The organism is Alteromonas infernus, assembly GCF_902705815.1.
On the sequence record NZ_CACSIG010000008.1, the window covers coordinates 349,790 to 375,713 of the forward strand.

The 25,924-nt window shown below is 44.2% G+C and carries 23 protein-coding genes and 2 pseudogenes; 4 read left to right on the forward strand and 21 right to left on the reverse strand.

What is annotated here, in order from left to right; translation table 11 throughout:
- Positions 1-51: 51 nt before the first annotated feature.
- The 19 genes and pseudogenes from atpA to rpmH all read right to left on the reverse strand — a co-directional run bounded on the left by atpA (position 52) and on the right by rpmH (position 16,053).
- Positions 52-1,593 (reverse strand): F0F1 ATP synthase subunit alpha, encoded by a 1,542-nt coding sequence (gene atpA, locus ACX5J7_RS03490; protein ID WP_012520218.1) that lies wholly within the window; start codon positions 1,591-1,593, stop codon positions 52-54.
- A 13-nt stretch (positions 1,594-1,606) separates the two neighbouring features.
- Positions 1,607-2,140, reverse strand: coding sequence for a F0F1 ATP synthase subunit delta (atpH, locus tag ACX5J7_RS03495; protein WP_015068512.1), 534 nt, complete (start codon positions 2,138-2,140; stop codon positions 1,607-1,609).
- 15 nt (positions 2,141-2,155) lie between these two features.
- Positions 2,156-2,626 (reverse strand): F0F1 ATP synthase subunit B, encoded by a 471-nt coding sequence (atpF, locus tag ACX5J7_RS03500; RefSeq protein WP_012520221.1) that lies wholly within the window; start codon positions 2,624-2,626, stop codon positions 2,156-2,158.
- Positions 2,627-2,671: 45 nt separating this feature from the next.
- Positions 2,672-2,893 (reverse strand): F0F1 ATP synthase subunit C, encoded by a 222-nt coding sequence (gene atpE, locus ACX5J7_RS03505; protein WP_012520222.1) that lies wholly within the window; start codon positions 2,891-2,893, stop codon positions 2,672-2,674.
- A gap of 100 nt (positions 2,894-2,993) precedes the next feature.
- The gene (atpB, locus tag ACX5J7_RS03510; RefSeq protein WP_012520223.1) at positions 2,994-3,827 is read right to left on the reverse strand and encodes a F0F1 ATP synthase subunit A; all 834 of its coding nucleotides are present in this window, start codon (positions 3,825-3,827) and stop codon (positions 2,994-2,996) included.
- 101 nt (positions 3,828-3,928) lie between these two features.
- Entirely contained in the window at positions 3,929-4,252 is a 324-nt protein-coding gene (locus ACX5J7_RS03515) for an ATP synthase subunit I (protein WP_498706148.1), read from the reverse strand.
- 243 nt (positions 4,253-4,495) lie between these two features.
- Complete coding sequence (locus ACX5J7_RS03520; RefSeq protein ID WP_012520225.1) at positions 4,496-5,374, reverse strand: ParB/RepB/Spo0J family partition protein; 879 nt, start codon at positions 5,372-5,374, stop codon at positions 4,496-4,498.
- 45 nt (positions 5,375-5,419) lie between these two features.
- Positions 5,420-6,214 (reverse strand): ParA family protein, encoded by a 795-nt coding sequence (locus ACX5J7_RS03525; protein ID WP_012520226.1) that lies wholly within the window; start codon positions 6,212-6,214, stop codon positions 5,420-5,422.
- 32 nt (positions 6,215-6,246) lie between these two features.
- Complete coding sequence (gene rsmG / locus ACX5J7_RS03530) at positions 6,247-6,882, reverse strand: 16S rRNA (guanine(527)-N(7))-methyltransferase RsmG (RefSeq protein WP_012520227.1); 636 nt, start codon at positions 6,880-6,882, stop codon at positions 6,247-6,249.
- A gap of 176 nt (positions 6,883-7,058) precedes the next feature.
- On the reverse strand, positions 7,059-8,960 hold the full coding sequence (gene mnmG, locus ACX5J7_RS03535; protein ID WP_498706126.1) for a tRNA uridine-5-carboxymethylaminomethyl(34) synthesis enzyme MnmG: 1,902 nt from the start codon (positions 8,958-8,960) through the stop codon (positions 7,059-7,061).
- A gap of 719 nt (positions 8,961-9,679) precedes the next feature.
- A complete protein-coding gene (locus tag ACX5J7_RS03540; RefSeq protein ID WP_020744591.1) occupies positions 9,680-10,507 on the reverse strand; it encodes an ATP-binding protein in 828 nt (275 codons plus the stop codon).
- Between the two features lie 6 nt (positions 10,508-10,513).
- Complete coding sequence (locus tag ACX5J7_RS03545) at positions 10,514-11,182, reverse strand: DnaT-like ssDNA-binding domain-containing protein (RefSeq protein WP_012520230.1); 669 nt, start codon at positions 11,180-11,182, stop codon at positions 10,514-10,516.
- 27 nt (positions 11,183-11,209) lie between these two features.
- Complete coding sequence (gene mioC / locus ACX5J7_RS03550) at positions 11,210-11,647, reverse strand: FMN-binding protein MioC (RefSeq protein WP_278383275.1); 438 nt, start codon at positions 11,645-11,647, stop codon at positions 11,210-11,212.
- A 57-nt stretch (positions 11,648-11,704) separates the two neighbouring features.
- Positions 11,705-13,095: pseudogene (mnmE, locus tag ACX5J7_RS03555) on the reverse strand (tRNA uridine-5-carboxymethylaminomethyl(34) synthesis GTPase MnmE).
- 2 nt (positions 13,096-13,097) lie between these two features.
- Entirely contained in the window at positions 13,098-13,580 is a 483-nt protein-coding gene (locus ACX5J7_RS03560; protein ID WP_012520233.1) for a YajQ family cyclic di-GMP-binding protein, read from the reverse strand.
- Positions 13,581-13,643: 63 nt separating this feature from the next.
- Positions 13,644-15,299: a membrane protein insertase YidC gene (gene yidC / locus ACX5J7_RS03565; RefSeq protein ID WP_015068519.1), complete on the reverse strand. Its 1,656-nt coding sequence runs from the start codon at positions 15,297-15,299 to the stop codon at positions 13,644-13,646.
- Positions 15,300-15,309: 10 nt separating this feature from the next.
- Positions 15,310-15,558, reverse strand: a complete 249-nt coding sequence (yidD, locus tag ACX5J7_RS03570; RefSeq protein WP_012520236.1) for a membrane protein insertion efficiency factor YidD — start codon at positions 15,556-15,558, stop codon at positions 15,310-15,312.
- On the reverse strand, positions 15,543-15,902 hold the full coding sequence (gene rnpA / locus ACX5J7_RS03575) for a ribonuclease P protein component (RefSeq protein WP_015068520.1): 360 nt from the start codon (positions 15,900-15,902) through the stop codon (positions 15,543-15,545). The genes yidD and rnpA overlap by 16 nt, the downstream gene beginning before the upstream one ends.
- A 16-nt stretch (positions 15,903-15,918) precedes the next feature.
- Positions 15,919-16,053: a 50S ribosomal protein L34 gene (rpmH, locus tag ACX5J7_RS03580; RefSeq protein ID WP_014290886.1), complete on the reverse strand. Its 135-nt coding sequence runs from the start codon at positions 16,051-16,053 to the stop codon at positions 15,919-15,921.
- Positions 16,054-16,679: 626 nt separating this feature from the next.
- Here rpmH and dnaA point away from each other — a divergent pair.
- The 4 genes and pseudogenes from dnaA (at position 16,680) to gyrB (ending at position 23,107) form a co-directional block, all read left to right on the forward strand.
- Positions 16,680-18,344, forward strand: coding sequence for a chromosomal replication initiator protein DnaA (dnaA, locus tag ACX5J7_RS03585; protein ID WP_498706129.1), 1,665 nt, complete (start codon positions 16,680-16,682; stop codon positions 18,342-18,344).
- Between the two features lie 32 nt (positions 18,345-18,376).
- On the forward strand, positions 18,377-19,477 hold the full coding sequence (dnaN, locus tag ACX5J7_RS03590) for a DNA polymerase III subunit beta (protein ID WP_015065833.1): 1,101 nt from the start codon (positions 18,377-18,379) through the stop codon (positions 19,475-19,477).
- A gap of 111 nt (positions 19,478-19,588) precedes the next feature.
- Positions 19,589-20,678, forward strand: a pseudogene (gene recF / locus ACX5J7_RS03595) (DNA replication/repair protein RecF).
- An 8-nt stretch (positions 20,679-20,686) separates the two neighbouring features.
- Complete coding sequence (gene gyrB / locus ACX5J7_RS03600) at positions 20,687-23,107, forward strand: DNA topoisomerase (ATP-hydrolyzing) subunit B (RefSeq protein ID WP_474376571.1); 2,421 nt, start codon at positions 20,687-20,689, stop codon at positions 23,105-23,107.
- Between the two features lie 210 nt (positions 23,108-23,317).
- Here gyrB and ACX5J7_RS03605 read toward each other — a convergent pair whose 3' ends face one another.
- Both ACX5J7_RS03605 and glyS read right to left on the reverse strand, forming a co-directional pair.
- On the reverse strand, positions 23,318-23,761 hold the full coding sequence (locus ACX5J7_RS03605) for a putative periplasmic lipoprotein (protein ID WP_015065836.1): 444 nt from the start codon (positions 23,759-23,761) through the stop codon (positions 23,318-23,320).
- 84 nt (positions 23,762-23,845) lie between these two features.
- Positions 23,846-25,924, reverse strand: coding sequence for a glycine--tRNA ligase subunit beta (gene glyS, locus ACX5J7_RS03610; protein ID WP_498706132.1), 2,079 nt, complete (start codon positions 25,922-25,924; stop codon positions 23,846-23,848).

A 25,924-nucleotide genomic window follows, 5' to 3' on the forward strand; every position in this document is an offset into this window, starting at 1 on the left:
TCTCCGATTACTCAACGAATTGCGCTGGTGGTTAAACACCAGCACCATTGATTACCAAGTTTGTGTCGCTTTAAAGTTAGTTAAAGCGTCGTTCAACTTAGAGGCAATCTCGTCGTTGTAGTTACCTGATTCGTTGATAGTCTTCATAAGGTCAGCGTGTTCGCTGTTCATGTAAGAGTGAAGAGCAGCTTCAAAATCTAGGATTTTGTTAAGCTCGATACCCTTAAGGAAACCTTTTTCTACCGCGAACAGAGATACACCCATGTTAGCAATTGATAGTGGAGCGTATTGCTTCTGCTTCATCAGCTCAGTTACGCGCTCACCGTGCTCAAGTTGCTCACGAGTGGCATCATCAAGGTCAGAAGCAAACTGCGAGAACGCCGCAAGTTCACGATACTGAGCAAGGGCTAGACGGATACCGCCACCCAATTTTTTGATGATTTTAGTCTGTGCAGCACCACCAACACGAGATACCGAGATACCAGCATTAACCGCTGGACGGATACCTGCGTTAAACAAGTCAGTTTCTAAGAAGATCTGACCATCGGTAATTGAGATTACGTTAGTCGGTACGAATGCCGATACGTCACCAGCTTGCGTTTCGATAATTGGAAGCGCAGTTAGTGAACCCGTTTTACCTTTCACTTCACCGTTCGTGTAGTTTTCAACGTATTGCTCGTTTACACGTGCAGCACGCTCTAGTAGACGCGAGTGAAGGTAGAATACGTCACCTGGGTAGGCTTCACGGCCTGGTGGACGCTTAAGTAGTAGTGAGATTTGTCGGTAAGCAACAGCTTGCTTAGACAAATCATCATATACGATTAGCGCATCTTCACCGCGGTCACGGAAGTATTCACCCATAGTACAACCAGAGTAAGGCGCAAGGTATTGAAGCGCTGCAGACTCAGACGCAGATGCTGCAACCACGATAGTGTGGTCAAGTGCACCGTGCTCTTCTAGTTTACGTACTACGTTAGCGATAGTAGACGCTTTCTGACCAACCGCTACGTACACACACTTAATGCCTGTGCCTTTTTGGTTGATGATAGCGTCAACAGCCATTGCTGTTTTACCACACTGACGGTCACCGATGATAAGCTCACGCTGACCACGACCTACTGGGATCATGGCATCAACTGACTTATAACCAGTTTGTACTGGCTGGTCTACTGATTGACGTTCGATTACGCCAGGTGCAATTTTTTCAACTGGCTCGAAACCAGCTGCGTCGATTGCGCCTTTACCATCAATAGGCTCACCTAGTGTGTTAACAACACGACCAAGAAGTGCGTTACCTACTGGTACTTCAAGAATACGGCCAGTAGATTGTACTTTATCGCCTTCTTTCAGGTCCGCATATGGACCCATAACAACTGCACCTACAGAGTCTCGCTCAAGGTTTAGTGCAATTGCGTAACGGCTTCCAGGAAGCTCAATCATTTCACCTTGCATTACATCTGCAAGGCCATGAATGCGGATAATACCGTCAGTTACTGCGACGATAGTACCTTCATTACGTGCTTCACTGCTTACATTGAACTGTTCAATTCTTTTCTTGATCAGTTCAGCAATTTCAGTGGAATTAAGTTGCATGCTCTTATCCCCGTTATGCTTGCAACGCGTCTGCTAGACGGTTCAATTTCGACTTTACGGAACCATCAATAACTGTATCACCGGCATTTATTACCATTCCAGCGATCAGGGCAGGGTCCACGTTACAATTAAGCTTCACTTTACGTGCCAAACGTTTTTCCAAAGATGCTACCAACTCAGTTTGTTGGGCATCGGTCAGCGTAGATGCTGAGGTTACGTCCACTTCTATTTCTTTGTCATAGTCTGCTTTAAACGCATCGAACAAAGTAGAAATTTCAGGCAACGCGGCTAAACGTTTATTCTCAGCCAAAACCTTTACAAGGTTCTGGCCGTGTTCGTCGAGTTGCTCACCACAAACATTATTAAAAATGTCGGCAAGCGTATCAGCGGCAACCGCACCAGTTAACAACTGGTGCATGTCTTCATTTGCTGCTACTTCACCTGCGAAGGCGAGCATTTCTTGCCATTTTGCAATGGCATCTTTCTCGACAGCAAAATCGAAAGCGGCTTTCGCATAAGGACGAGCAACAGTAGTCAATTCAGACATTGGCTCATCTCCCTATCAAAGCTCAGCGACAAGTTTTTCAACAATGTCGTTTTGCGCGCTTGCGTCGATTTCACGTTGTAAGATTTGCTGTGCGCCGGCTACTGCTAGTGCAGAAACCTGCTTGCGCAAATCTTCTTTGGCACGATTGCGTTCAGCTTCAATCTCGGCATAACCAGAAGCGATAATTTTCTCGCGTTCCGCATGGCCCTTTTGCGTTTCTTCGTCAACCAATTGGTTGGCACGCTTTTTAGCCTGCTCGATAATTTCAGCTGCTTGCGCTTTCGCATCTTTCAATTGCTCAGTAGCTTTCGCTTGAGCAAGCTCTAAGTCTTTCTCTGCACGTTCAGAAGCTTCAAGCCCATCGGCAATTTTCTTCTGACGTTCTTCAATCGCTGCCATTAGTGGAGGCCATACATATTTCATGCAGAACACCACGAACACAGCGAAGGCGATTAATTGACCTATAAAAGTGGCGTTAAAATTCACAATCGCCCCTCCTCTTAAAGTTCGCTAAAAAAGTGTTTAGTAAAATTAGGCACCAACAGCGAACAATAGGTATAGAGCGATACCAACACCGATCATCGCGATGGCGTCGATAAGACCCGCTACGATGAACATCTTAACTTGTAGTTGAGGTGCTAGTTCAGGTTGACGAGCAGCAGATTCAAGGAATTTACCACCTAGTAGACCAAAACCAATAGCGGTACCTAGGGCACCAAGACCAATCAGTAGTGCAACAGCGATGTATAACATTTACGTCTCCGATTTAAGTTAAATTTAAAGTTAATGTTTAAAAGTCAAACTCTGTAAAAAACGGTGCCAGTATTTCCAGGTTACCAGCACACGTTAATGCTTAGTGGTCTTCACACGCCAGGCTTAAGTACACGATGGTTAACATCATGAAAATAAACGCTTGAAGCGGAAGTACCAGAATATGGAACACAGCCCACATAAAGTGCAGTGGAAGCTGGAAGTAACCAATTGTAGCAATCAATATGAAGATTAGCTCACTGGCGTATAAGTTACCGAACAAACGCAGCGCTAGTGAAAGCGGGCGCGCAAGTAAAGTAACCGTTTCAAGAATGAAGTTCACCGGGATAAAAATCGGGTGACCGAAAGGCTGCATAGTGAGCTCTTTAGCAAAGCCGCCAATACCTTTCATCTTGATTGAGTAGAAAAGAATAAGAATGAATACGCCTGAAGCCAGTGCGAACGTTAGGTTAAGGTCAGTCGTTGGAACAGCCTTGTTGTAAACGTCGTGAGGATCCATACCAAAGGCAGCTTGGCCGATAAGACCAGAAACCCAAGGAATTAAATCAACAGGCACTAAATCCATAAGGTTCATCAGCAACACCCACACAAAGATAGTGAGTGCTAATGGCGCGATTAATGCGCTTTTACCGTGGAATGTGCTTTTTACGTTATCGTCAACAAACTCAACCACAAGCTCAACGAACGCCTGCATTTTGCCAGGTACGCCTGTTGTCGCTTTTGAAGCAACGCTTCTAAAGATGATTAAGAAAAGAAGACCAAGACCGATTGACCATGCCAGTGTATCAACATGCCATGCCCAAAAACCGGCATCAGAACAGGCTTTGTTAAAAGCAATTCCGTTGTCAGTTGAGCACATGGTGGCATTGGTCAAGTGGTGCTTGATGTATTCTGAGGTAGTGTATTCAGATGCCATTGTTTAACCCAAGTTGTAAAGTGTAAAAATTTGGTGACTGGTTTCTATGTCTCAATCGGAACGATACGTTATTTTCGTTATCGCAACGCGTTGCGTTGTCTTTATTCTTTCGAACCGTAATGAAACATCGCTAGCCCGTGGCTAGCCGTTGTAATCACAAATGCCACAAAGATTTCTAATGGCGTGGCGTTTAGGCCTTTAAAAGCAATTACAAATAAAATGATTGTCAGTGCCAGCTTCAATTTTGAGCCTTGGCTAAAACTTCGCGCAACAAGTTGATTTTTGCTCGCTCCTGCATACCGAAATGCAAAAGCAGCGAAAACCATATTGGGCAGTATGCTAATCAGTGCACCCGCGCCTGCTGATATGGCTGAATGGTAGCCTGATACAGCACCTGCAAAAATCGTAACGATAAGGCCCGTTATAACCTGAAAAAGTAGCGTTTTGCTAACTGTTCGTCACGTCTTCTCGCAGCTTGTTCACGTCTTACAAAAAGCGTCAGAAGTATACTGTTTTACCGACATTTTTCAACAGTACATCGCTTTTTGAAAGTTATTCTGAAAATATTCTATTGCTATAACCGGAAAGGAGAGTGTCCGGAACTCTTTCCGGACAGCGTGTCAATTGCGGGTAGGCAAAGGTTCTAACATTATTCTTATAGTTTTAAACTACTGAATTTTCGAAATAATTCCGTCAAGTTGTTCTAAATCACTAAAGCTAATGGTGAGCTTACCTTTACCCTTTGCGTTATGGTCGATGCTCACAGGCGTGCCTAAATTTTCTGAAAGTCTTGTCATAAGGTTTTGAACATCAGGATCAACTTTCTTCTCTGGCTTAGGTTTTGCGGGCTCTAAAAGCTTTTTCACCAGCTTTTCGGTGTCGCGAACAGTAAGACCTTTGCCAGATACTACTTGCGCCGTCTCAGATTGGGTTTCCCCTTCTAATGCCAAAAGCGCACGGGCATGACCCATTTCAATATCGCCATGCTCAACTAACAATTTTACGTCATCGTTCAAATTGTTTAGGCGAAGTAAGTTTGTCACTGTGGTGCGTGATTTACCTACGGCTTCAGCCACTTCCTGATGCGTGAGAGCAAATTCACTCATCAATCGGTCAAGGGCTTGCGCCTCTTCCATTGCGTTTAAATCTTCGCGCTGGATGTTTTCGATAAGCGCAATAGCAACCGCAGCTTCGTCGGGCACGTTTTTAACAATGCACGGTACTTCATCAAGCTGAGCAAGTTGAGATGCTCGCCAACGACGCTCACCGGCTATAATTTCATAGCGGTGCTCATCAACTTTTCTTACCACAATAGGCTGAATAATGCCTTGTGCACGAATTGAAGACGCTAACTCCTCTAGTGCATCAGGTGACATGTCTTTACGAGGTTGATATTTACCCGGCACTAAGTATTCAATAGGCAGTTTACTCAACTCGCCGTTTGTTGAATTAACCTCGGCGGCATCTTGTTCTTTTTGAGCAGATGACTGGCTGGTTGCGAGTAGCGCATCTAAACCGCGGCCAAGGCCTCTTTTACGTGCTGACATAGTGTCCTCTATGGCATGTGCTGATAGTGTTCAGCTTATTATCATTTAACTTGCTTTTGCCTGTGCAGGCGTTGTCTTATCCCTGCGGCGCAATATTTCACCCGCCAAGGCCAAGTATGCTTTTGCGCCTGTAGACGACTTATCATAATACATAGCCGGCGTACCGAAGCTAGGCGCTTCAGCTAAGCGAACGTTACGCGGAATGACCGTGCGATAAACTTGTTCACCGAAGTGGCGCTTTAACTGCTCTGAAACGTCATTCGCTAAGCGATTGCGCGGGTCGTACATAGTACGCAATACGCCTTCAATCTTCAATTCAGGATTCACTACCGACGCTAATTTTTGAATGGTATCCATCAAGGCGGTAAGACCTTCCAACGCATAGTATTCACATTGCATAGGAACCATCACAGAGTCTGCAGCAGCAAGCGCATTGACGGTTAACTGGTTAAGCGAAGGAGGACAGTCGATAAACACAAAATCGTAGTAGTCCATTACAGGCTTTAACGCATTGCGCAAACGAACTTCACGGGCAAACATTTCCATTAACTTAATTTCTGCTGCGGTCACATCACCGTTTGCAGCTATCAAGTCGTACTTCCCGCTTGTTCCCTTTACAATGACGTCATCAATCGGCTTTTCTTCAATCAACAACTCAAAGGCCGTAGATTCAACGTCGTATTTATCAACGCCGCTGCCCATGGTCGCATTGCCTTGTGGATCGAGATCAATAAGCAACACTTTGCGCTTCGTTGCTGCCATTGACGCTGCCACGTTAACTGCGGTGGTTGTTTTTCCTACACCACCTTTCTGATTCGCGATCGCGATTACCTTAGCCACGTTAGATCCTGTTCTGTCTATTCTATTTTTGGCTATTTCTTTTTTAGCCAAACCAGATGTCGTTCGCCTACTAAATTTGGCACAGTGAGGTTTTCCGTTTTGCTCACATGAAAGTGATCACTCACTTCTTCTATCTCATCTTGCGGAAACTGACCTTTGAGCGCCAAAAATTGTCCTTCTGAATCTACCAGATGTTGACACCAGTGCAACATATCTTTTAGCGAAGCGAAAGCTCTACTTAACACGATATCGTAAGGCACTTCACCGTTGTGCGCTTCCACCCGGCTTTGCACGGGTGTAACGTTTTTCAATCCAAGGGTGTGAACACTCTGCGTCATAAAGCGTACACGCTTGCCAAGGGAGTCGAGCAAAGTAAATCGCTTTTCAGGAAAAGCAATAGCCAATGGCATACCTGGTAGGCCAGGTCCTGTTCCCACATCAATAATGTTGTCACCTTCAAGATGAGGCACTATGGCCAACGAGTCTAGAATATGTTTCACCATCATCTGTTTAGGATCGCGTACTGAAGTGAGGTTATATGCCTTATTCCATTTATCCATCAGTAAAACATAATCGACTAATTGCTGTTGTTGCCTTTCGCTTAACTCTAGTGAAAGGGCGTCAAGTCCTTGGACCAAAATGGTGTGCAATTCTTGCTGTATAGTCATCAAAAATTCTGTCTAGTGGATTTGATTATAGGGTGTTGCTTTACGCAGGCCCAAAACAGATTGGGAAGAGTGAAAGCGCCTAGTATCTCTATATATCGTTTTCTATAGTGCAATGATACGCGAATAAATCGGAAATACTAAGCGCTCGTAGTCGTCTATTGATGCAAGCGCGTGTTTTACGCGCTAATTTTGTCTTGTTTACGCAACATGCCGTGTTTTTTAAGGTAAACCAGCAATAACGAGATGGCCGCAGGCGTAATGCCAGAAATACGAGATGCTTTGCCGATAGTCTCTGGACGCGCTTCCGTAAGTTTAGCTACCACCTCATTTGACAAGCCAGAAATTTTGCTGAAGTCCATATCAATCGGTAGCAACGTATTCTCATGCCGTTGGGTTTTCGCGATTTCGTCCATTTGGCGGGCAATATAACCGGCGTACTTAATTTGAATTTCTACCTGCTCGGCGGCAATGGGATCGTCAATGCCCGGACCCACGCTTTCAATTTTCATTAATTGGCTGTAGGTCATTTCAGGACGTCGAATCAATTCTTCCAGCGAATGTTCACGGCTTACCGGATTTTTCAGCATGGTATTGAGTTCAGGCGTCGCTGCGTGATCAGGATGGATCCACTGACCACGTAAACGCTGAAGCTCTGTTTCTACCGCTTCCATTTTATCGTTGTACTTCGCCCAACGCGCATCATCAACAAGACCGATTTCTCGACCCATCGCAGTTAAACGGCTGTCGGCGTTATCTTTGCGAAGTAGCAGTCGGTATTCTGCGCGGCTCGTAAACATACGATAGGGTTCTTTGGTTCCCATTGTCGCTAAGTCGTCAATCAGTACGCCCATATAAGCCTGATCGCGACGTAAGATAAACGGGTCTTTTTGTTGCACTTGAAGTGCAGCGTTCGCGCCAGCCACTAGTCCTTGTGCACCGGCTTCTTCATAGCCAGTGGTACCGTTAATTTGCCCAGCAAAGAAGAGACCTTGAATAAATTTGGTTTCCAGGGTCTGTTTCAAATCACGCGGATCAAAGAAATCATATTCAATGGCATAACCCGGACGAACGATATGTGCGTTTTCAAACCCTTTGATCGAGCGGACAAGGTTCATCTGTACGTCAAATGGTAGACTGGTTGAAATTCCGTTCGGATAAACTTCAATGCTGTTTAAGCCTTCTGGCTCAACAAAAATTTGATGCGATGTCTTGTCTGCAAAACGGGTGATCTTATCTTCGATACTCGGGCAATAGCGCGGGCCAATCCCCTCGATCACGCCGGTAAACATTGGAGAGCGATCTAGGCCGCCGCGAATAATATCGTGGGTCTTTTCGTTAGTGTGGGTAATGTAACACGGGATCTGTGTAGGGTGCATGGCTCTATCACCCATAAACGAGAATACCGGTGTTGGACTGTCACCAGGCTGAGGCTGCATTACAGAAAAATCTAAAGAGCGTGCATCCAGTCTTGCTGGTGTCCCGGTTTTTAATCGGTCAACACGAAACGGAAGGGCACGTAGTCTATCAGCAAGCGCAATAGACGGTGGATCGCCCGCACGACCACCGCGATAATTTTCAAGGCCGATGTGTATGGTCCCGCCAAGGAACGTACCCACGGTTAATACCACAGACTTGGCTTTAAACTTCAAGCCCATTTGGGTAACCACACCGCATACGCGATCGTTTTCTACAATGAGATCGTCGACACTTTGCTGGAATAACGTTAGGTTTTCTTGATTTTCTACAATGTCACGAATGGCATTTTTGTACAAAGTCCTATCTGCTTGTGCACGTGTAGCGCGAACAGCAGGTCCTTTTGAAGAGTTTAGTGTTCTAAACTGAATACCGCCTTTATCGATAGCTAGCGCCATTGCGCCACCTAATGCATCGATCTCTTTAACCAAATGACCTTTGCCGATCCCACCGATAGCTGGGTTACATGACATTTGGCCAATCGTTTCAATATTGTGAGTTAGCAAAAGTGTATTTGCACCCATGCGTGCAGCTGCAAGCGCTGCCTCTGTACCCGCATGTCCACCACCTACAACGATGACATCAAATGCTTCAGTATAAAACATGGATAAACCTCACTATTAACGTACGACAAGCCTATTAAAATCTAACTTTTTTCTAAGCACAGTCTGCCGAAAAAAGGGCGCGTATTTTATCTGACTTATTGAATAAAGAAAATGATTAAATTTTCCTCAAAACCTGTTTTTAAAGAAGTGTGATCGAATAATAAGATCTTAAGATCTCTTTTAGATCTGTTTATTTTTACTTTTATTAGGATCGGCAAGATCTGTGGGTAACCGATCAAAGGAGATAAAGATCATCAAGTTACGCGATCAACAACATTGGGAAACACAGATCCATAACCCCCATTCAAACTTGTGTATAAATACCCTTTTTATCCACACCCCATTTCTTTTTAAAAGTTATTCTTTTTTGGATCAAAGCTTATACACAGTGGTTTGTAGGATCCTATCCACAGGCGTGATCAAGATGTGATCCAACTGGGGATAAAATGTTTGCTAATTATGTTTATAGATCAAAAGATCGTGTAGTGACGTGGCTTATAGGTCGATCTCATTGTGGAGGAGATCTTTTACTAATCCTGTGATTAGATCGCATGATCGTCATTTTCACTTCGCAAACAATATTTCGATCGGCGATGTCATTCGTCGCATTTGACTGACAAAAACGTATTACCTATCGGCTCAAACAATAAAAAAGGGCAGTGAAGAAACGCTTTCACTGCCCTTAAATCAATTGTTTTTTACTCAATACACGCTTTACATTATCGAACCTGATTAGGTTGATAACGCGGTTGTGCAACTGAGCCCTGCATGTCTTCTTGCTCAATAGTCAGTCCTTCACGACGACTCGGGCCTTGGAAGCGAACTTTGTAGGTATCGTACTCTTTTATCGATTCAAAACAGTAGCGCCCCAGTGCGTTTTCTAGCTCAGCTAAATTGTGGTTGGTGATCAAGATACAGTTCTTTTTGTTTACCAAACGTTGCCTAAGTAGATTGCCAAACCAGCTTTGCGCGTTTTTCTTTAGCGCTGATTCGTTAACACACACCTCGTCTAATATCAGAAGATCCACGTCTAATAGTTCTTGATTGATCTCTCTAAACCGCTGACTCGCGTTGTCAGTGGCAGAAAAGTCAAAAGAGAAGTTACGCATTTCCAGTAGTGTTGATAACTGACGATAGAGCACTGAGATTTCGTATTGCTCAATAAGTTGGTGTGCTATTGCACCGGCAATATGTGACTTGCCACGCCCATAGTCGCCGTAAAATATCATCATGTGCGAGCCGCTTTGTCGCCAAGCAGGGTCGTCATGAGCTGCAATGAAAGATTGTGCGATAGAAACCGCTTCTATCACATCATCGCTATCTTCAACTAAGTTGGTAAACGTCCATTTAGGATTTAGATCTGAACGGCCGTGTATGGCCTCTACACGCGCTTTCTTGCTGCGCTGCTGTAGTTGCGACACTTCTTCATTGGCTTTGACTTCATACTGCTTACGCAGCGTTTTGTAGTCGATATACTCACCATTGGGATCGACATCTTTTTTGAGCGCTTTCGCTAAATTGGCAATTTTGTCGGTTATACGGTCCATAACGATTTAACTCTTCTTAGTTGTGGCATACTTTTCCACCAGCTTTCTTGCATTATCATCTGCTTCAATGCCGGCTGCAACTTTCACTTGTTGTGTTCCCACCACTTTTGTAGGAGCGTAGCCAGACGCTAAGCGCTTGCGTTTGATATTGTTAGCAAATTTTTGTGTCCACTGAAATTCACTGAATACTGAGCTTGGCCGACCTAGCCAATAGGCGATAAATTCACCCACTTCGTTGTCATCATAGGTTTTATCTATAATGCCTAATAGTGAGGCCATTTCTTCAAATAGGGCTTTATTTGGGGCCCAGGTAGCTGTCATCGCACTGTGTCTAGCGTGCAGTTGATCAAAGTCTGACTGGGCTTCGCTTAGAAGCGGTAGAAGGAGTGTTTTACCATTAATAGTGTGTTCTAGATCTAACGCTAAGGGCAGGGCAACCAACCCCACTTGTTCTAATTGCTTTACTAGGCTATTGATCTGACGGCCTCGCTGATACGGCTCGTCTTTGCTATCCCCATTAAGTAAATTTAGCAGATGTTTATAATCAATAGGGGCTGACGATGTGGTAGCGGTGTTAGCACCTACGCGAAGCCCAAGCAAATACAACACGCGGCAGTCATTAGAAATCGGGCATTGCAAAGCGGCAAGTTCTGCTTGGGTGAGGTTGCTATTCATTGCGTCAGCTCCTTAGTATAAAGGCGATTAGGCGCTTGCTAACTTGTCGTCAAACCACTCTATGGCTGCATCTTCTGGAATGGGGTGCTCAAGTACATCAATGTAGAGTGCATCGGTGATTAGCGTACCGCCTGCATCAACGATGTGCTTTTCCATTTCCTTTGCGCCAAAGCAGAAAGTGTCGTAGCTGGTATCACCTAGTCCAATAACATAGGCCTGTACCGTGCTTAAGTCTGCGCTTTCAAGCTGCTTGGCAAACGGCTGGATATTGTCAGGTAGCTCGCCTGCGCCGTGGGTAGACGTACATACAACCCATATTGATGCGGTATTGATGTTATCTAAATTCGGTTCAGCGTGAATAGTATGCGTATGCCCACTTGCATCAAGCTTCTCAGCAATAGCATCTGCCACATATTCAGAGGCACCTAACATGGTGCCGACAATTATTTCGAAGTGCTTACTCATTTATGGGGTGCTTCTCTGTTATTTATTGTACATCTAGCGGCCGCGCCGCCGCCTACATTACTTGCCAATACAGAATGATGAAAATATTTTGCCAAGCAGATCGTCTGAGGTGAATTCACCGGTTATCTCACAGAGTGCCTGATGGGCCAACCTCAATTCTTCCGCTAGCAGCTCGCCTGCCATTGCATCATGCAATTGTTGCTCGCCGGTGCTCACATAGCTGTAGGCTTGATCAAGTGCATCAATATGACGTCGACGGGCAATAAACTGGCCTTCGGTCGTTGTGTCGAAGCCCATGGTTTTGGCCAAATGTACTTTTAGCGTGTCTACACCGCTGCCTTCTTTTGCAGAGAGGTTAATTACCGAAATAATCCCCCTGCTGGGTACTAACGCTGCTTTGTCCAATACTCAATGTACTCAGATCAGCTTTATTGCGTACTACCGTAACAGGTATGCCTTGTGGCAGGCGAGCCATAAATTCAGGCCATATTTCATAAGGGTCAATAACGCTTGTTGCAGTGGAATCTACAACAAATAAAACATGATCTGCCTCATTGATAGCTTGCCACGCTCGTTCGATACCTATTTGTTCTACTTTATCAGGGCTTTCACGAAGACCTGCGGTATCAATTATGTGAACCGGCATACCGTCAATATGTATGTGCTCTTTAAGCACATCTCGTGTGGTACCTGCTATGTCGGTTACGATTGCACTGTCGCGGCCAGCGAGGGCATTTAGCAAGCTCGATTTACCCGCATTTGGACGACCGGCAATAACCACCTGCATCCCTTCGCGCAGCAAGGTACCTTGTTTCGCCTGCTCACGTACTTTAGTCAGACTTTGCATGATAGTGCTTAAGTCACCTGATACTTTTCCATCTGATAAGAAGTCGATTTCTTCTTCTGGAAAGTCGATGGCTGCCTCAACGTACATACGAAGGTGTACGATTTGGTCTGACAACGTTTGAATTTGTGTGGAAAACTCACCCTGTAGCGAACGTAAAGCGCTACGTGCGGCTTGCTTAGAGCTAGCATCAATTAAATCTGCTATGGCCTCTGCTTGTGCAAGGTCGAGCTTGTCATTTAAAAAGGCTTGTTCGCTAAACTCGCCAGGGCTGGCCAACCTGGCGTGCCCGGTAGCAAGTACGGCGTCTATAAGCATGTCCATAACAACCTGACCGCCGTGGCCTTGTAGTTCAAGCACATCCTCACCGGTAAACGAATTCGGGCCTTTTAAAAAATAGCGCGATACCTTGGTCTATTACGCTTTTGTTGGCGTCAACAAAGGGCGTATAGGTTGCAAGGCGGGGTGTAAGCTCACTTGGTACTAACGCTTCAGCAATGTCTTTTGCTTTTGGTCCAGATACACGCACAATACCTACGCCGCCACGGCCAGGGGCGGTAGCTTGTGCGGTAATGGTGTCGGTAGAAAGGGTGAGTGATTCCATAATTAGTCGCGGAAGTTCTTAAATTGGAAAGGTTGGCCCAAATTTGCCTCTTTAACTAAGGCAATAGCCTGTTGAAGGTCATCACGCTTTTTACCGGTTACACGAAGCTCTTCGCCTTGTATGGCTGTTTGTACTTTTACTTTGGCGTCTTTAATTAGCTTTACGATTTTCTTCGCAGTGGGCTGTTCAATACCTTCTTTAAACGCAATCGTTTGACGGTAAGTTTTACCGTGTGCGTCGTAAGGCTTCACGTCCATTGACGATGTGTCAACGTTGCGTTTAGACATGGCTGTTCTAAACATACTTTCCATTTGCTGAAGTTGGAACTCGGCTTCGGCTTTCATCACAACGGTTTTATCTTTGTATTCAAAGCTGGCGTCGATGCCGCGAAAATCGAAACGTGTAGACAGTTCACGGCTGGCATTGTCCGTTGCGTTACGCACTTCTTCCATGTTGATTTCTGAAACAATATCAAATGATGGCACAGTTTAATCCTCTAAGACAAAACAGCCCGCGTAGGCGGGCTGTGTAATTAATTGCTCAACAGTTTATTTACTGCTGATGCCCCGCTTCTCCATAGAAGCATAAATCATTTTGGCTTGAACCAAGGTAATCACGTTACTCACTAGCCAGTATAGTACTAGACCTGCAGGGAACCACAGGAAGAATACGCTCATTGCCACTGGCATCCACTGCATGATTTTTTGCTGCATTGGATCTGTAATGGTGGTCGGCTGAAGTTTTTGCAATAGGTACATACTTGCGCCGGTAAGAATAGGTAGTACAAAGTACGGATCTTTTGTTGATAAGTCAGTGATCCAAAGTACGAAGTCTGCATGGCGTAGTTCAACACTTTCCATGAGTACCCAGTAAAGTGCTAGGAAGATAGGCATTTGCAGAAGAAGTGGTAAACATCCACCCATTGGGTTCACTTTTTCTTTGCGATATAGCTCCATCATGGCTTGAGACATTTTCTGTCTGTCATCGCCAAAGCGGTCTTTCAACTGTTGCATCTTAGGTGCAAGGTTGCGCATACGAGCCATTGATTCGTACTGCTTCTTAGTTAACCAGTACATAGCACCTTTCACTACAATAGTGATAAGGATAATCGCGACACCCCAGTTGTTGACTAAGCTGTGAAGGAAAGTAAGCAGGGCAAACAGAGGCTGAGAAATCCAGAAAAGGATACCGTAATCAACGGTTAGATCTAAACCACGTGCAATTTTTGCTAATTTATCTTGGTCTTTTGGACCCATGTAAAGGGTAGAAGCTATGGTTTTGGTATCGCCAGAAGCAACCGTTTCAGACGGCGATAACACACCAATAACGGCATATTGATTTTTCAGGTTACGTGAATAAACCGTATTCGTTTGTTCTTGCGAAGGCACCCATGCTGATACGAAATAATGCTCGAGCATGCCAACCCAACCTGCTTTTGTAGTTTCACGCAAGTTGTCATCTTCTATTTCGTCAAAAGAGTATTTCTGATAACGGTCGTCTTCTGTCGAATATGCCGCACCGCGGTAGGTTGGCATAAACATATTACCGTCGTCTTCGAACTCCATAACCTGCTTTAACTGAGCATACGGCTGAACCGTAGCGGCACTGCCCGTACCATTGTTAATGTCGTAGCTTACGTTTACGTCGTAGTGGTTTTTTGTAAACGTAAATGTTTTAGTAATAGACAGGCCTTGATTGTTTTTCCAAGTTAATGGAATAACAAGGGTATCGCCGGTCATTTCATAGAATTCGCTTTGCGCTGTATAAACAGGGCGGCCATTTGCACTTGCATCTGGGCCTTGGGCACCGATAAGACCGCTTTGGGCTACGTAAAGACCATTGCCTGAACGAAGCAAGCTATATGGAATGTCTGAGCCTTGCTCTACTGGAAATTTTAGCAGGTCTGCTGATATAACATCTCCGCCGAGCAAATCGATGCGCAGGTCTAACGTATCTGTTTTTACTTCGATAATACGGTTGGTAGACTGCGCAGCCACAGCAGGCTGTGCGGCAGGCACACTATCGCTGCTTGGTACGTCTTCATTACCCGTATCGTTAAAAGACGGTACACCTTGCGTTGTCTGTTGAGCTTGTTGCTCAACGGGTTCTACAGGCTGTGGCCCATAATCTTTTTGCCATTGTTGCCAAAGCAAAAAGCTAACTAGCGCGAGGCCAATTATCAGAAAACTACGTTGCGATTCCATAGAGGTCTCTTTATTTTGAGTGTTTATCTTGTTGTTTTTCCGGCACTGGATCATATCCGCCGGCATGCAAAGGGTGGCATTTTAATATGCGTTTAATAGATAACCAACCGCCTTTTGCCAATCCGTGTGTTTTTAATGCGTCTATAGCATACCAAGAACAGGATGGATGGAAACGACAACGTTGGCCTAACATAGGCGAAATGAACCATTGATAGCATTTTATCAAGGCTAAAGGCACTACAATTAAGAGTTGCCGCAACGCTTGTTTAATTTTTTCCATAGCTTGTCCAATGTAGCAAAAACTTCTTGGTTGCTAAGGTTATCAGCGCCAGACTTGCCTATAACGATAATATCGACGTTAGGTAAATTGTGCTGTTTGTGCCGAAAACTTTCTCTTACCAATCGCTTCAAACGATTTCTATCGTGTGCTTTACGAATACGTTTTTTGGCAAGTGTAATACCAAGGCGAGGTGTAGTGACTGAGTTTTTTCTAGCTAGGACGGTAAAAGAGGGAGATACAGCAGGGGTTGCGTTATCAAACACATAGGTAAAGTGGGTGGGAGTTAACAGACGTAACTCCCTAGAAAATTTATTCTCGCCCACTTTGGTGTCTTTCTAATTAAGCAGAAAGACGAGCGCGGCCTTTTGCACGGCGAGCTGCTAGTACTTTACGACCATTTTTAGTCGCCATACGAGCACGAAAACCGTGAGAACGCTTGCGCTTTAGATTGCTCGGTTGAAATGTTCTTTTCATGACCAAAGTCTCACTTATATTTAGTTAAACATAGGCGTTTTTGGTAACACATTATGCTGTTGCCAGAACAATGTGGTGTTTTCACCAGAAAAGCCCATCGAAAAAGGACGCTGAATTCTAGAGATCTCGGGGCGTGCTGTCAATGCATATTCTCGCTTTTCGGATGAATAAGTGAACAATTTTTGCATTTTCTAATCGATAGCTTAATCGATAACGCAGTTTTCGTACAAATCGTCTGTGAATAACGCGTAAAATTTGGTTAGGTTATCCACAGTGCGTTGTGAAAAACACAGAGATAGATATAAAAAGCAAGGTGATCTAACGGTTTTTTAGCACAAATTTAGAATGAATTTTTCTCGTTATAGTTTGATTTGATCTAAAAGAAAAAAGCTTGCTAATCAGTTGCTTGTTGTTTTGATCGAAAAGATCGATCGGGATCGCCATTTACATTGTGTTGATAAAGTAAGATAATCCACAGCGATTAAAACGATAACTTAATTTCTCGCTGCTACCCAACACTTCCAACGCTATTTTCTTCTAATGGCGCTTTTTAGTGCCTGCTTTCTTTATGCTTGGCTTTTCAGGAGTTGGTTTTTCTAGCGAGTTACGGGAGCTAACTACGTACCATGTCCTTGTGGAACCAATGCCTTGAAAGATTGCGTCAAGAATTACCAACGCAGCAGTTTAGTATGTGGATACGACCGCTTGTTTGTGAAGAACAAGGTGGCGTTGTTGCGCTCTACGCGCCTAATCGTTTTGTACTAGATTGGGTTCGAGACAAGTACCTTAATAATATTACCGCACTACTTAGAGAGTTTGCCGGTAACGATGCTCCTCAGTTGCGATTAGAAGTCATGAGTCGCAACAGCGTTAGCCGTAGTCAGACCGTATCTTCGTCTGCGTCGACACCTAGCAATGCAAACAGTGGTGCCAACAACAGCCATTTTAATGCCAATGTTCAAAGTCAAGATAACAGTGCAAGTCGTTCTTCGCTTAATTCAGGCAGTAATAGCGGCAATACGCAGCAGAAAAGTTATCGTCAGCCTTCGTCACAGCTTGTTCCACCTTCTTCTGGTTTTAATGCAAATGATCATAGCCAGCACAATGCAATGAATAATGGCCTAGGGAATCATAAGCAGCAGGGCTACGATCAAAATGATCACGGCAGGCAAAGTCACGATCGCAGCGGTTATAACAACAGTTATAATAGCCAACCTAACCGATCGTCTGCACCACCTAAAGTGATCCCGATCCCTGAGGCGATGAAGCACAAGAGCAACATTAACCCAACGTATCAATTCGATAACTTCGTAGAAGGTAAATCGAACCAGCTTGCTCGGGCAGCAGCTACGCAAGTGGCCAACAATCCTGGCGGCTCTTATAACCCACTGTTTATTTACGGTGGTACAGGTTTAGGTAAAACTCACTTACTTCACGCGGTAGGTAACGGTATTGTCGCTAATAATTGCGATGCTAAGATAGTGTATATGCACTCAGAGCGTTTTGTTCAAGACATGGTCAAAGCGCTTCAGAATAACGCAATTGAAGACTTTAAGCGCTTCTATCGCAGTGTAGATGCGTTGCTTATCGATGATATTCAGTTCTTCGCTAACAAAGAGCGCTCTCAAGAAGAGTTCTTTCACACCTTTAATGCATTACTTGAAGGTAATCAGCAAATTATTCTTACCTCGGATAGATATCCAAAGGAAATTGACGGCGTAGAAGATAGGTTAAAGTCGCGATTTGGTTGGGGCTTAACAATTGCTATTGAGCCCCCTGAATTAGAAACCCGTGTCGCCATTCTAATGCGCAAAGCGGCTGAAAATCGTATTCATTTACCTAACGAGGTAGCTTTCTTCATCGCTAAGCGTTTGCGCTCAAATGTGCGAGAGTTAGAAGGGGCGTTGAACAGGGTTATTGCTAATGCTAATTTCACCGGCCGTCCTATAACCATTGATTTCGTACGCGAGGCATTAAGAGACCTGTTAGCGTTACAGGAAAAACTGGTAACCGTTGATAATATTCAGAAAACGGTTGCAGATTATTATAAGATAAAAGTAGCTGATATTTTATCTAAACGACGAAGCCGTAGTGTTGCACGACCTCGCCAAGTAGCCATGGCGCTTGCCAAAGAGCTCACTAACCACAGCCTTCCAGAATTAGGAAATGCGTTTGGGGGTAGGGACCACACAACTGTTTTACACGCATGTAGAAAAATAGAGCAGCTAAGAGAAGAAAGTCATGATATAAAAGAGGACTATAAGAACCTCATTAGGACTTTGTCTTCCTAACAACACGACCTTAGAGGCGAGATAGCACTGCGATGAAATTTACTATAAGCCGCGAACAATTTTTGCAACCCCTACAATTAGTGTCTGGCGCAGTTGAGCGCAGACACACATTACCAATCCTTTCCAACGTTCTCATTAAAGTTAGTGAGGACGCACTTTGGTTAACGGGTACAGATTTAGAGGTCGAACTGATTTCTAGTGTGAAGCTGGAAGGTGAATACACTGAAGGTGAGATTACCGTTCCTGCTAAGAAGCTGTTTGATATTATTCGCGGTATTTCTGAGGGAACAGATATTCATTTCTCTCTTGACGGAAGTAAGGCACTAATTCGTGCAGGCCGAGGGCGATATACACTTTCAACACTCTCAGCAAATGACTATCCGAATTTAGAGGATTGGGAAGGAGAAGTTGAGTTCGAGCTATCTTGCAGCGATCTTAAACGTTTAATTGACGCAACGAGCTTTTCAATGGCCCAACAAGATGTGCGCTATTATTTAAACGGTATGTCGCTTGAAACAGAAGAAAACGTCATTCGCACTGTCGCAACAGACGGCCACCGATTAGCGCTTTGCCGTTTAAATTATGAAACAGCATTACCTTCTCGTCAGGTTATAATACCCAGAAAGGGTGTTTTAGAAATATCTCGCCTAATTAGTGAAGACGATAAATCGCTTAAAGTACAAATCGGTGCAAATCATCTACGTATTTTTTCAAACGACTTTATCTTCACATCTAAGTTAGTTGATGGTCGCTTCCCTGATTATCGTCGTGTATTGCCGCAAAATGGTGATAAGGAAATTATCGCTAGCAAGCCAGTTTTAAAGGAAGCATTTTCGCGAGCTGCTATTTTGTCTAATGAAAAATTCAGGGGTGTGAGGTTAAACCTTTCTTCTGGTGAGTTGAAGATAACCGCCAATAACCCTGAACAGGAAGAAGCTGAAGAAATTGTAGACGTTCAGTATCAGGGTGATGATTTAGAAATCGGATTTAATGTGGCCTATCTTATTGACGTTTTAAATTCACTTGGCTCTGAGAGCGTGAAAGTAAGTTTGTCAGATTCAAATGCAAGTGCGCTAATTGAAGATGAAGCAGATGATGCCGCATTATATGTAATTATGCCGATGCGTCTGTAATCTGTTATCTAATTCTAAGCGTTAATAAACCCATCTTGTTTTTAACTGTCCAAATACAAGAAGCGATAAGCCTTAGTGCCTATCGCTTCTTTTTATATTCAGCGTGATATCATGAAACTGGACAAAGTCCAGATTACCCAGTTCCGTAATCTAACTTCCGTATCGTTTTCTCCTTCGCCGTCGTTGACTGTTATTGTTGGCGCGAATGGAAGTGGTAAGTCTTCGCTCATCGAAGCCCTCTATTATTTGGGTTTTGGTCGCTCGTTCAGAACAAATAAACACAGCGCTGTTATCCAAAATGAAAAAGATAATTTTAGTGTTTTCGCTTCCTGTAAAGATGAGTTAGGTGAAGCGTTAAAGCTTGGCTTTCAGCGTAATAGAAATGATTCATTCACTTGCAGCATAAATGGTGAGCACTCCAATAAGCTTTCTGATTTGGTCAGTCTTGTTCCTCTTCAACTTTTTACGCCTCAAAGTACCGATCTCATTATTGGCTCTCCATCAGAACGAAGACGATTTTGTGATTGGGGATTGTTTCACGTGGAACATGATTTCCAAACTCTTGCGAACCAATACACTAAATTTCTAAAACACCGCAACGCGCTATTGAAACAACAGGCGAGTCTTACAGCACCTCAAAATACGTATTGGGAAGAAAAGTTCGCAGAGTTGGGAGAATCGTTAACCTCCATACGCGTTAGTTACATAGATAAACTTATTCCATTATTTAAAGTTTACGCGGAAGAAATTTCTTCCGAACTTTAATGTTGAATTAAGTTACTATAAGGGGTGGGAAAAAGATGTTTCTTTATCAGAAAGCCTAGTTAAAAAACGTGAGTATGATGGTAAAATAGGACATACCTCTTCTGGGCCCCATAAAGCTGATCTAAGGCTTAAAGTGAATGGGGTGAATGCCCAGGAGCTTTTATCGAGAGGGCAGCTTAGAATGGCAGTAGCTGCGCTTCAAATGTCACAAACCAAGCTATTTAACTCTGCAACGCAGCGTAAAAGCATATTTCTACTTGATGACGTTGGCGCTGAACTAGATGCCGATAAAAGAGAACAATTTATTGATGGGTTGCTTAAGATGGATACGCAGGTTTTCGTTACTGCAATAGAATCCTCGCAACTCGCTTTTATACAAAAATACAACGAAAAGAAAATGTTTCACGTGGAACATGGAAGCGTGAAAGAGGAGTAAAAGCTAGTATGTCAGCAGAGAACAACTACGACTCGTCCAGTATTAAAGTACTTAAAGGATTAGATGCCGTAAGAAAGCGTCCTGGTATGTATATCGGTGATACTGATGATGGTACCGGGTTACACCACATGGTTTTCGAGGTGGTCGATAACTCTATCGATGAAGCACTTGCTGGACATTGTTCTGAGATTGTTGTGCAGATTCACAGCGATGGCTCAGTATCTGTGTCTGACGATGGTCGCGGTATTCCTACAGAGTTGCACCCTGAAGAGGGCGTATCTGCAGCTGAAGTTATCATGACGGTGCTTCACGCAGGCGGTAAGTTTGATGATAACTCATATAAAGTATCAGGTGGTCTTCACGGCGTAGGTGTTTCAGTAGTGAACGCACTTTCAAGCCGATTGAAGCTTCGTATTCGCCGTGGTGGAAAGGCTCATGAACAAGAATACCAACACGGTGTTCCACAAGCGCCACTAGCGGTTACTGGTGATACTGATAAAACCGGAACCATGATTCGCTTCTGGCCAAGTTCTGATACCTTTACCGATACGCTTTATCATTATGATATTTTAGCTAAGCGTCTTCGTGAGTTGTCGTTTTTGAACTCTGGCGTTTCTATTCGTTTAAAAGACGAACGTGATGGTAAAGAAGACCACTTCATGTATGAAGGCGGTATCAAGGCATTCGTTGAATATTTGAATCAAAAGAAAACTGCTGTTCATCAAAAAGTATTCCACTTTAGCAGTGAGCAGGAGGATGGCATTGCAGTAGAAGTCGCAATGCAGTGGAACGATAGCTTCCAAGAAAACGTGTTTTGCTTCACTAACAACATTCCACAACGAGACGGCGGAACGCATTTAGCGGGCTTCCGTGGTGCGCTTACACGTACATTAAATAACTATATGGAAAAGGAAGGGCTGAATAAAAAAGCCAAGACCAATGCCAGTGGTGACGATGCTCGTGAAGGGTTAACTGCCGTTATTTCCGTAAAAGTACCTGACCCGAAATTCAGCTCACAGACAAAAGATAAGTTGGTTTCTTCTGAGGTACGCCCTGCTGTTGAATCGGCAATGAACGAAAAGCTTGCTGAGTTTCTATTAGAAAACCCAGCGGAAAGTAAGATCATTGCGGGTAAAATTATCGATGCTGCTCGCGCGCGTGAAGCTGCCCGTAAAGCTCGTGAAATGACACGTCGTAAGGGCGCACTAGACTTAGCTGGTCTACCGGGCAAGCTTGCTGATTGTCAGGAGAAAGATCCTGCACTAAGTGAACTGTACATAGTGGAGGGTGACTCTGCGGGCGGTTCAGCTAAGCAGGGTCGTAATCGTAAGAACCAAGCTATTTTGCCGCTTAAAGGTAAAATTCTTAACGTAGAGAAAGCACGTTTCGACAAGATGCTTTCTTCACAAGAAGTTGCAACGCTTATCACAGCACTAGGTTGTGGTATTGGCCGTGACGAATATGACCCAGAGAAACTACGCTATCACAGCATCATTATCATGACCGATGCTGATGTGGACGGCTCTCACATTCGTACGCTTCTTTTAACTTTCTTCTATCGTCAAATGCCTGAAATCATCGAGCGTGGTTATGTCTATATTGCGCAGCCGCCTCTTTATAAAGTGAAAAAAGGTAAGCAAGAGCAGTATCTAAAAGACGACGATGCTTTGACTAATTACCTAACAGGTATTGCAATTGATGGCGCATCTTTGCACACCAGTGATGAGGACCCAGGCATCAGTGGTGTAGGGCTAGAAAACCTAGTTAAGCAATATCAGTCAGTAGAGAAAATGATTGCGCGTATGAAGCGCAAGATGCCTTCAGCAATTCTTTACCGTATGCTGTACACGCCTACGCTAAATCTAGAAGACTTAAAAGACGAAGCGGCTCTAGAGCACGTAGCAAAACACTTCGTTGAACAGTTAACAGAACGTGAAAATGATGGTGCTACATACCGTTATGAAATTCGTACTGATGCTGAGCTGAGCGAATACTACATCACGATCATCATGCGTATGCACGGTATCGATTATGAGTACATTATCGACCACGAATTCATCGAGTCGTCTGAGTACCAGCGTCTGAAAGAGCTTAACTTAGCTATTAATGACATGATGGGGGTAGACGCTTACATTAAGCGTGGTGAACGTAAACAGCCAGTAGAGTCTTTCAAAGACGCTTTAGAGTGGTTAATGAATGAAGCAAAACGTGGTCAATACATTCAGCGCTATAAAGGGTTAGGCGAGATGAACCCGGAACAGCTTTGGGAAACGACCATGGATCCAGAAGGTCGCCGTATGCTTCAAGTTACCATTGAAGATGCCATTGGTTGTGACCAGCTGTTTACAACGTTAATGGGCGACCAAGTAGAGCCTCGTAGAGAGTTTATCGAAGCAAATGCGTTAAAGGTAGAAAACCTAGACGTGTAGCATTACCTGATAGAAATCTTTTTCAAAAACGACCCGACAGGGTCGTTTTTTTTGCATGACGAAATGTGTTCCGCTCAAACCTAAACAAGCGATAACGGGACAATGATGCTAGTCGAACTTGAAATGGAGCTTTTTTAAAACTTGCTGCGAGAAAGGTTAATAATAAATTGCCTTTCTCGCAGTAGGTGTTTAGCCAAATTTATAGCTACTTTAGAGTTTAGACACTACCAATGCAACTTCTCCCGCACTAGCAGGGTTTACAGTAAAGCGATAAGTACCTGTAGTAGAGGGAGTAAATTGTAAGTTCTCTGAGCCTTGCTCACAGACTAAATAAGCGGTAGAGCCTAGCATTACAGGCTGGCCTTTATATTTGCCTCCACAGCTCTGTGAGGGCGTCCATCTTGCATCAGATAACCTGAAGTCATAAGGTTGCCCGTCTGCTATGAGTTCAACGTCTACTGTCCAACCTGAATTTGAACGTTGAAGCTTGTAGCTTGGGTCAGCCTCCCACCAGTTAAACACGCCTCTTAAAAACATGTTTTCAAATTGAATGCGTGGCACTTCCGGTGCTATTTCTGGAATTTTAAAACTTCCACTGCTAGAGCATGCTGAAAGTGCCATACACATAGAAGCAATAGTTAATAACTTTTTCACAGCGTCTCCATCTATAAAAAAGCCCAACAACTAAGGCTGGGCTTTATGTTCTAAGCGGTGAATAACCGCAAAAACTTTACTAGCCTACGACTTCGCGAGAATTGAGATGTCCGCGGTAGTAAGGAAAAGTTGCCTTAAAAGCGATAGCAAAGCAAGTCGGTTATGTTTAACTGCTTCGTCATCTGCCATAACCATTACGTTATCAAAGAAGTTATCGATTACATTTCGTAAGGTTGCAAGCGTGGTAAGAATACGCGTGTAGTCCTGTGAAGGAACGGCAATTTCGACTTCTTTCTGGGCAGCTTTTAGCTCAACGTAAAGCGCTTTTTCAGCGTCTTCAGCCAACAGTGATTCATCAATATTGACAGTTGCTGTTACTTCGACGTTCTGCTTAGCAAGAATATTTGCTACGCGTTTGTTAGCGGCAGCTAACGCCTCTGCCTCTTCTAATGCCTTGAATTTATCAACCGCATGGACACGAGCTAGATAATCAGATGGCTTAGTAGGGCGACGGGCTGCTACGGCTTGAATAACGTCAATGGCGATAGCTTGATCTTGTAGGAGGGCATTGAAGCGACCTAATACAAAATCAACAACCTGCGTTTGTGTTTCAGCATTTGTTAACTTATCGCCGTAAACGTCAATAGCTTTACTTACAAGCGTTTCAAGGTCTAATGGCAGTGATAGCTCGGTAACAATACGCAGAACACCAATAGCTGCACGACGAAGTGCAAACGGGTCTTTATCACCTTTTGGCAGCTGGCCAATACCGAATATACCAACTAGTGTATCAAGTTTGTCAGCAAGGGCTACTGATGCGCTTACGCCAGAACTAGGAAGGGCGTCGCCAGCAAAACGCGGCATGTATTGTTCGTACAGCGCTTCAGCAACAGGTGCATCTTCACCGTCGTTTAACCCATAGTATTTACCCATAACGCCCTGAACGTCTGGAAACTCCATAACCATGTTCGACATTAAGTCGGTTTTAGCTAGAAGACCAGCTCGTGCTGCTTGTGTTTCATTCGCATCTATTTGCGAAGCGATAAACGCCGATAGGGCAGAAATACGTTCAGACTTTTCTTTAAGCGTTCCAAGCTGCTTTTGGAATAACACGGTTTCTAAGCTTTCAAGGCGGCTTTCTAGCGTTGTCTTTTTATCGCTGTTAAAGAAGAACTCTGCATCGGCAAGGCGAGGGCGGATAACTTTCTCATTACCTGAGATAACTTGAGATGCGTCATGGCTTTCAATATTCGTCACAAACAAGAAAGTGTTAGAAAGTGCGCCATCACTATCAAGCAGCGGCACATACTTCTGGTCGTCCTTCATTGTGTAGATAAGTGCTTCTTTCGGCACTTCTAAGAAACCCTTATCGAATCCTGCTTGCAGCACTACAGGCCACTCTACCAGGGAAGCAATTTCTTCCAGCAGTTCTTCGTCGTAATCTGGCTTAAGCGATAAGTTTTTGGCTGCGTCTTCAAGTTGCTGGCGTACTTTATCTTTACGCGCTTCAAAATCTGCCAACACATATTGTTGCTCTAATGCAGAGGCGTAGTTGTCAGCATGATCAAGCTCAAAACGACCTTCGCCGTGGAATCGATGACCTTGTACAACGCGGCCGCTTGTTAGGCCCAATACTGAAACGTTAACCACTTCGCTTCCATAAAGCACACAAAGGGTGTGCACAGGGCGAATAAACTGAGTGTTGTAGTTACCCCAGCGCATAGGCTTTGGAATAGGTAACTTGCTTACTGCTTGATTAATCAAACCTTCTAACAACTCAGCGACAGATTGTCCCGGAACGTGGGCTTTATGAAGAAGCCATTCACCTTTATCCGTAACCAAACGCTCTGCGTCAGAAACGTCTATACCGTTACCGCGTGCCCAACCTTGAGCTGCCTTAGTGGGGTTGCCATCAGCGTCAAATGCCGCAGATACTGCTGGGCCTCGCTTCTCTACCACTTTGTCAGCCTGACCTTCAGCAAGACCTGAAACGTAAACCGCTAAGCGGCGAGGGGCTGCAAACCAGCTTACAGAGTCAAAGCTTAAGTCAGCTTGGCTAAGTGCTGCTTCAAATTGTGTGGCGAAGGCTTCGCCCAAAGACTTAAGTGCTTTTGGTGGTAACTCTTCAGTACCTAATTCAACTAAACAATTTTCTGTACGCAC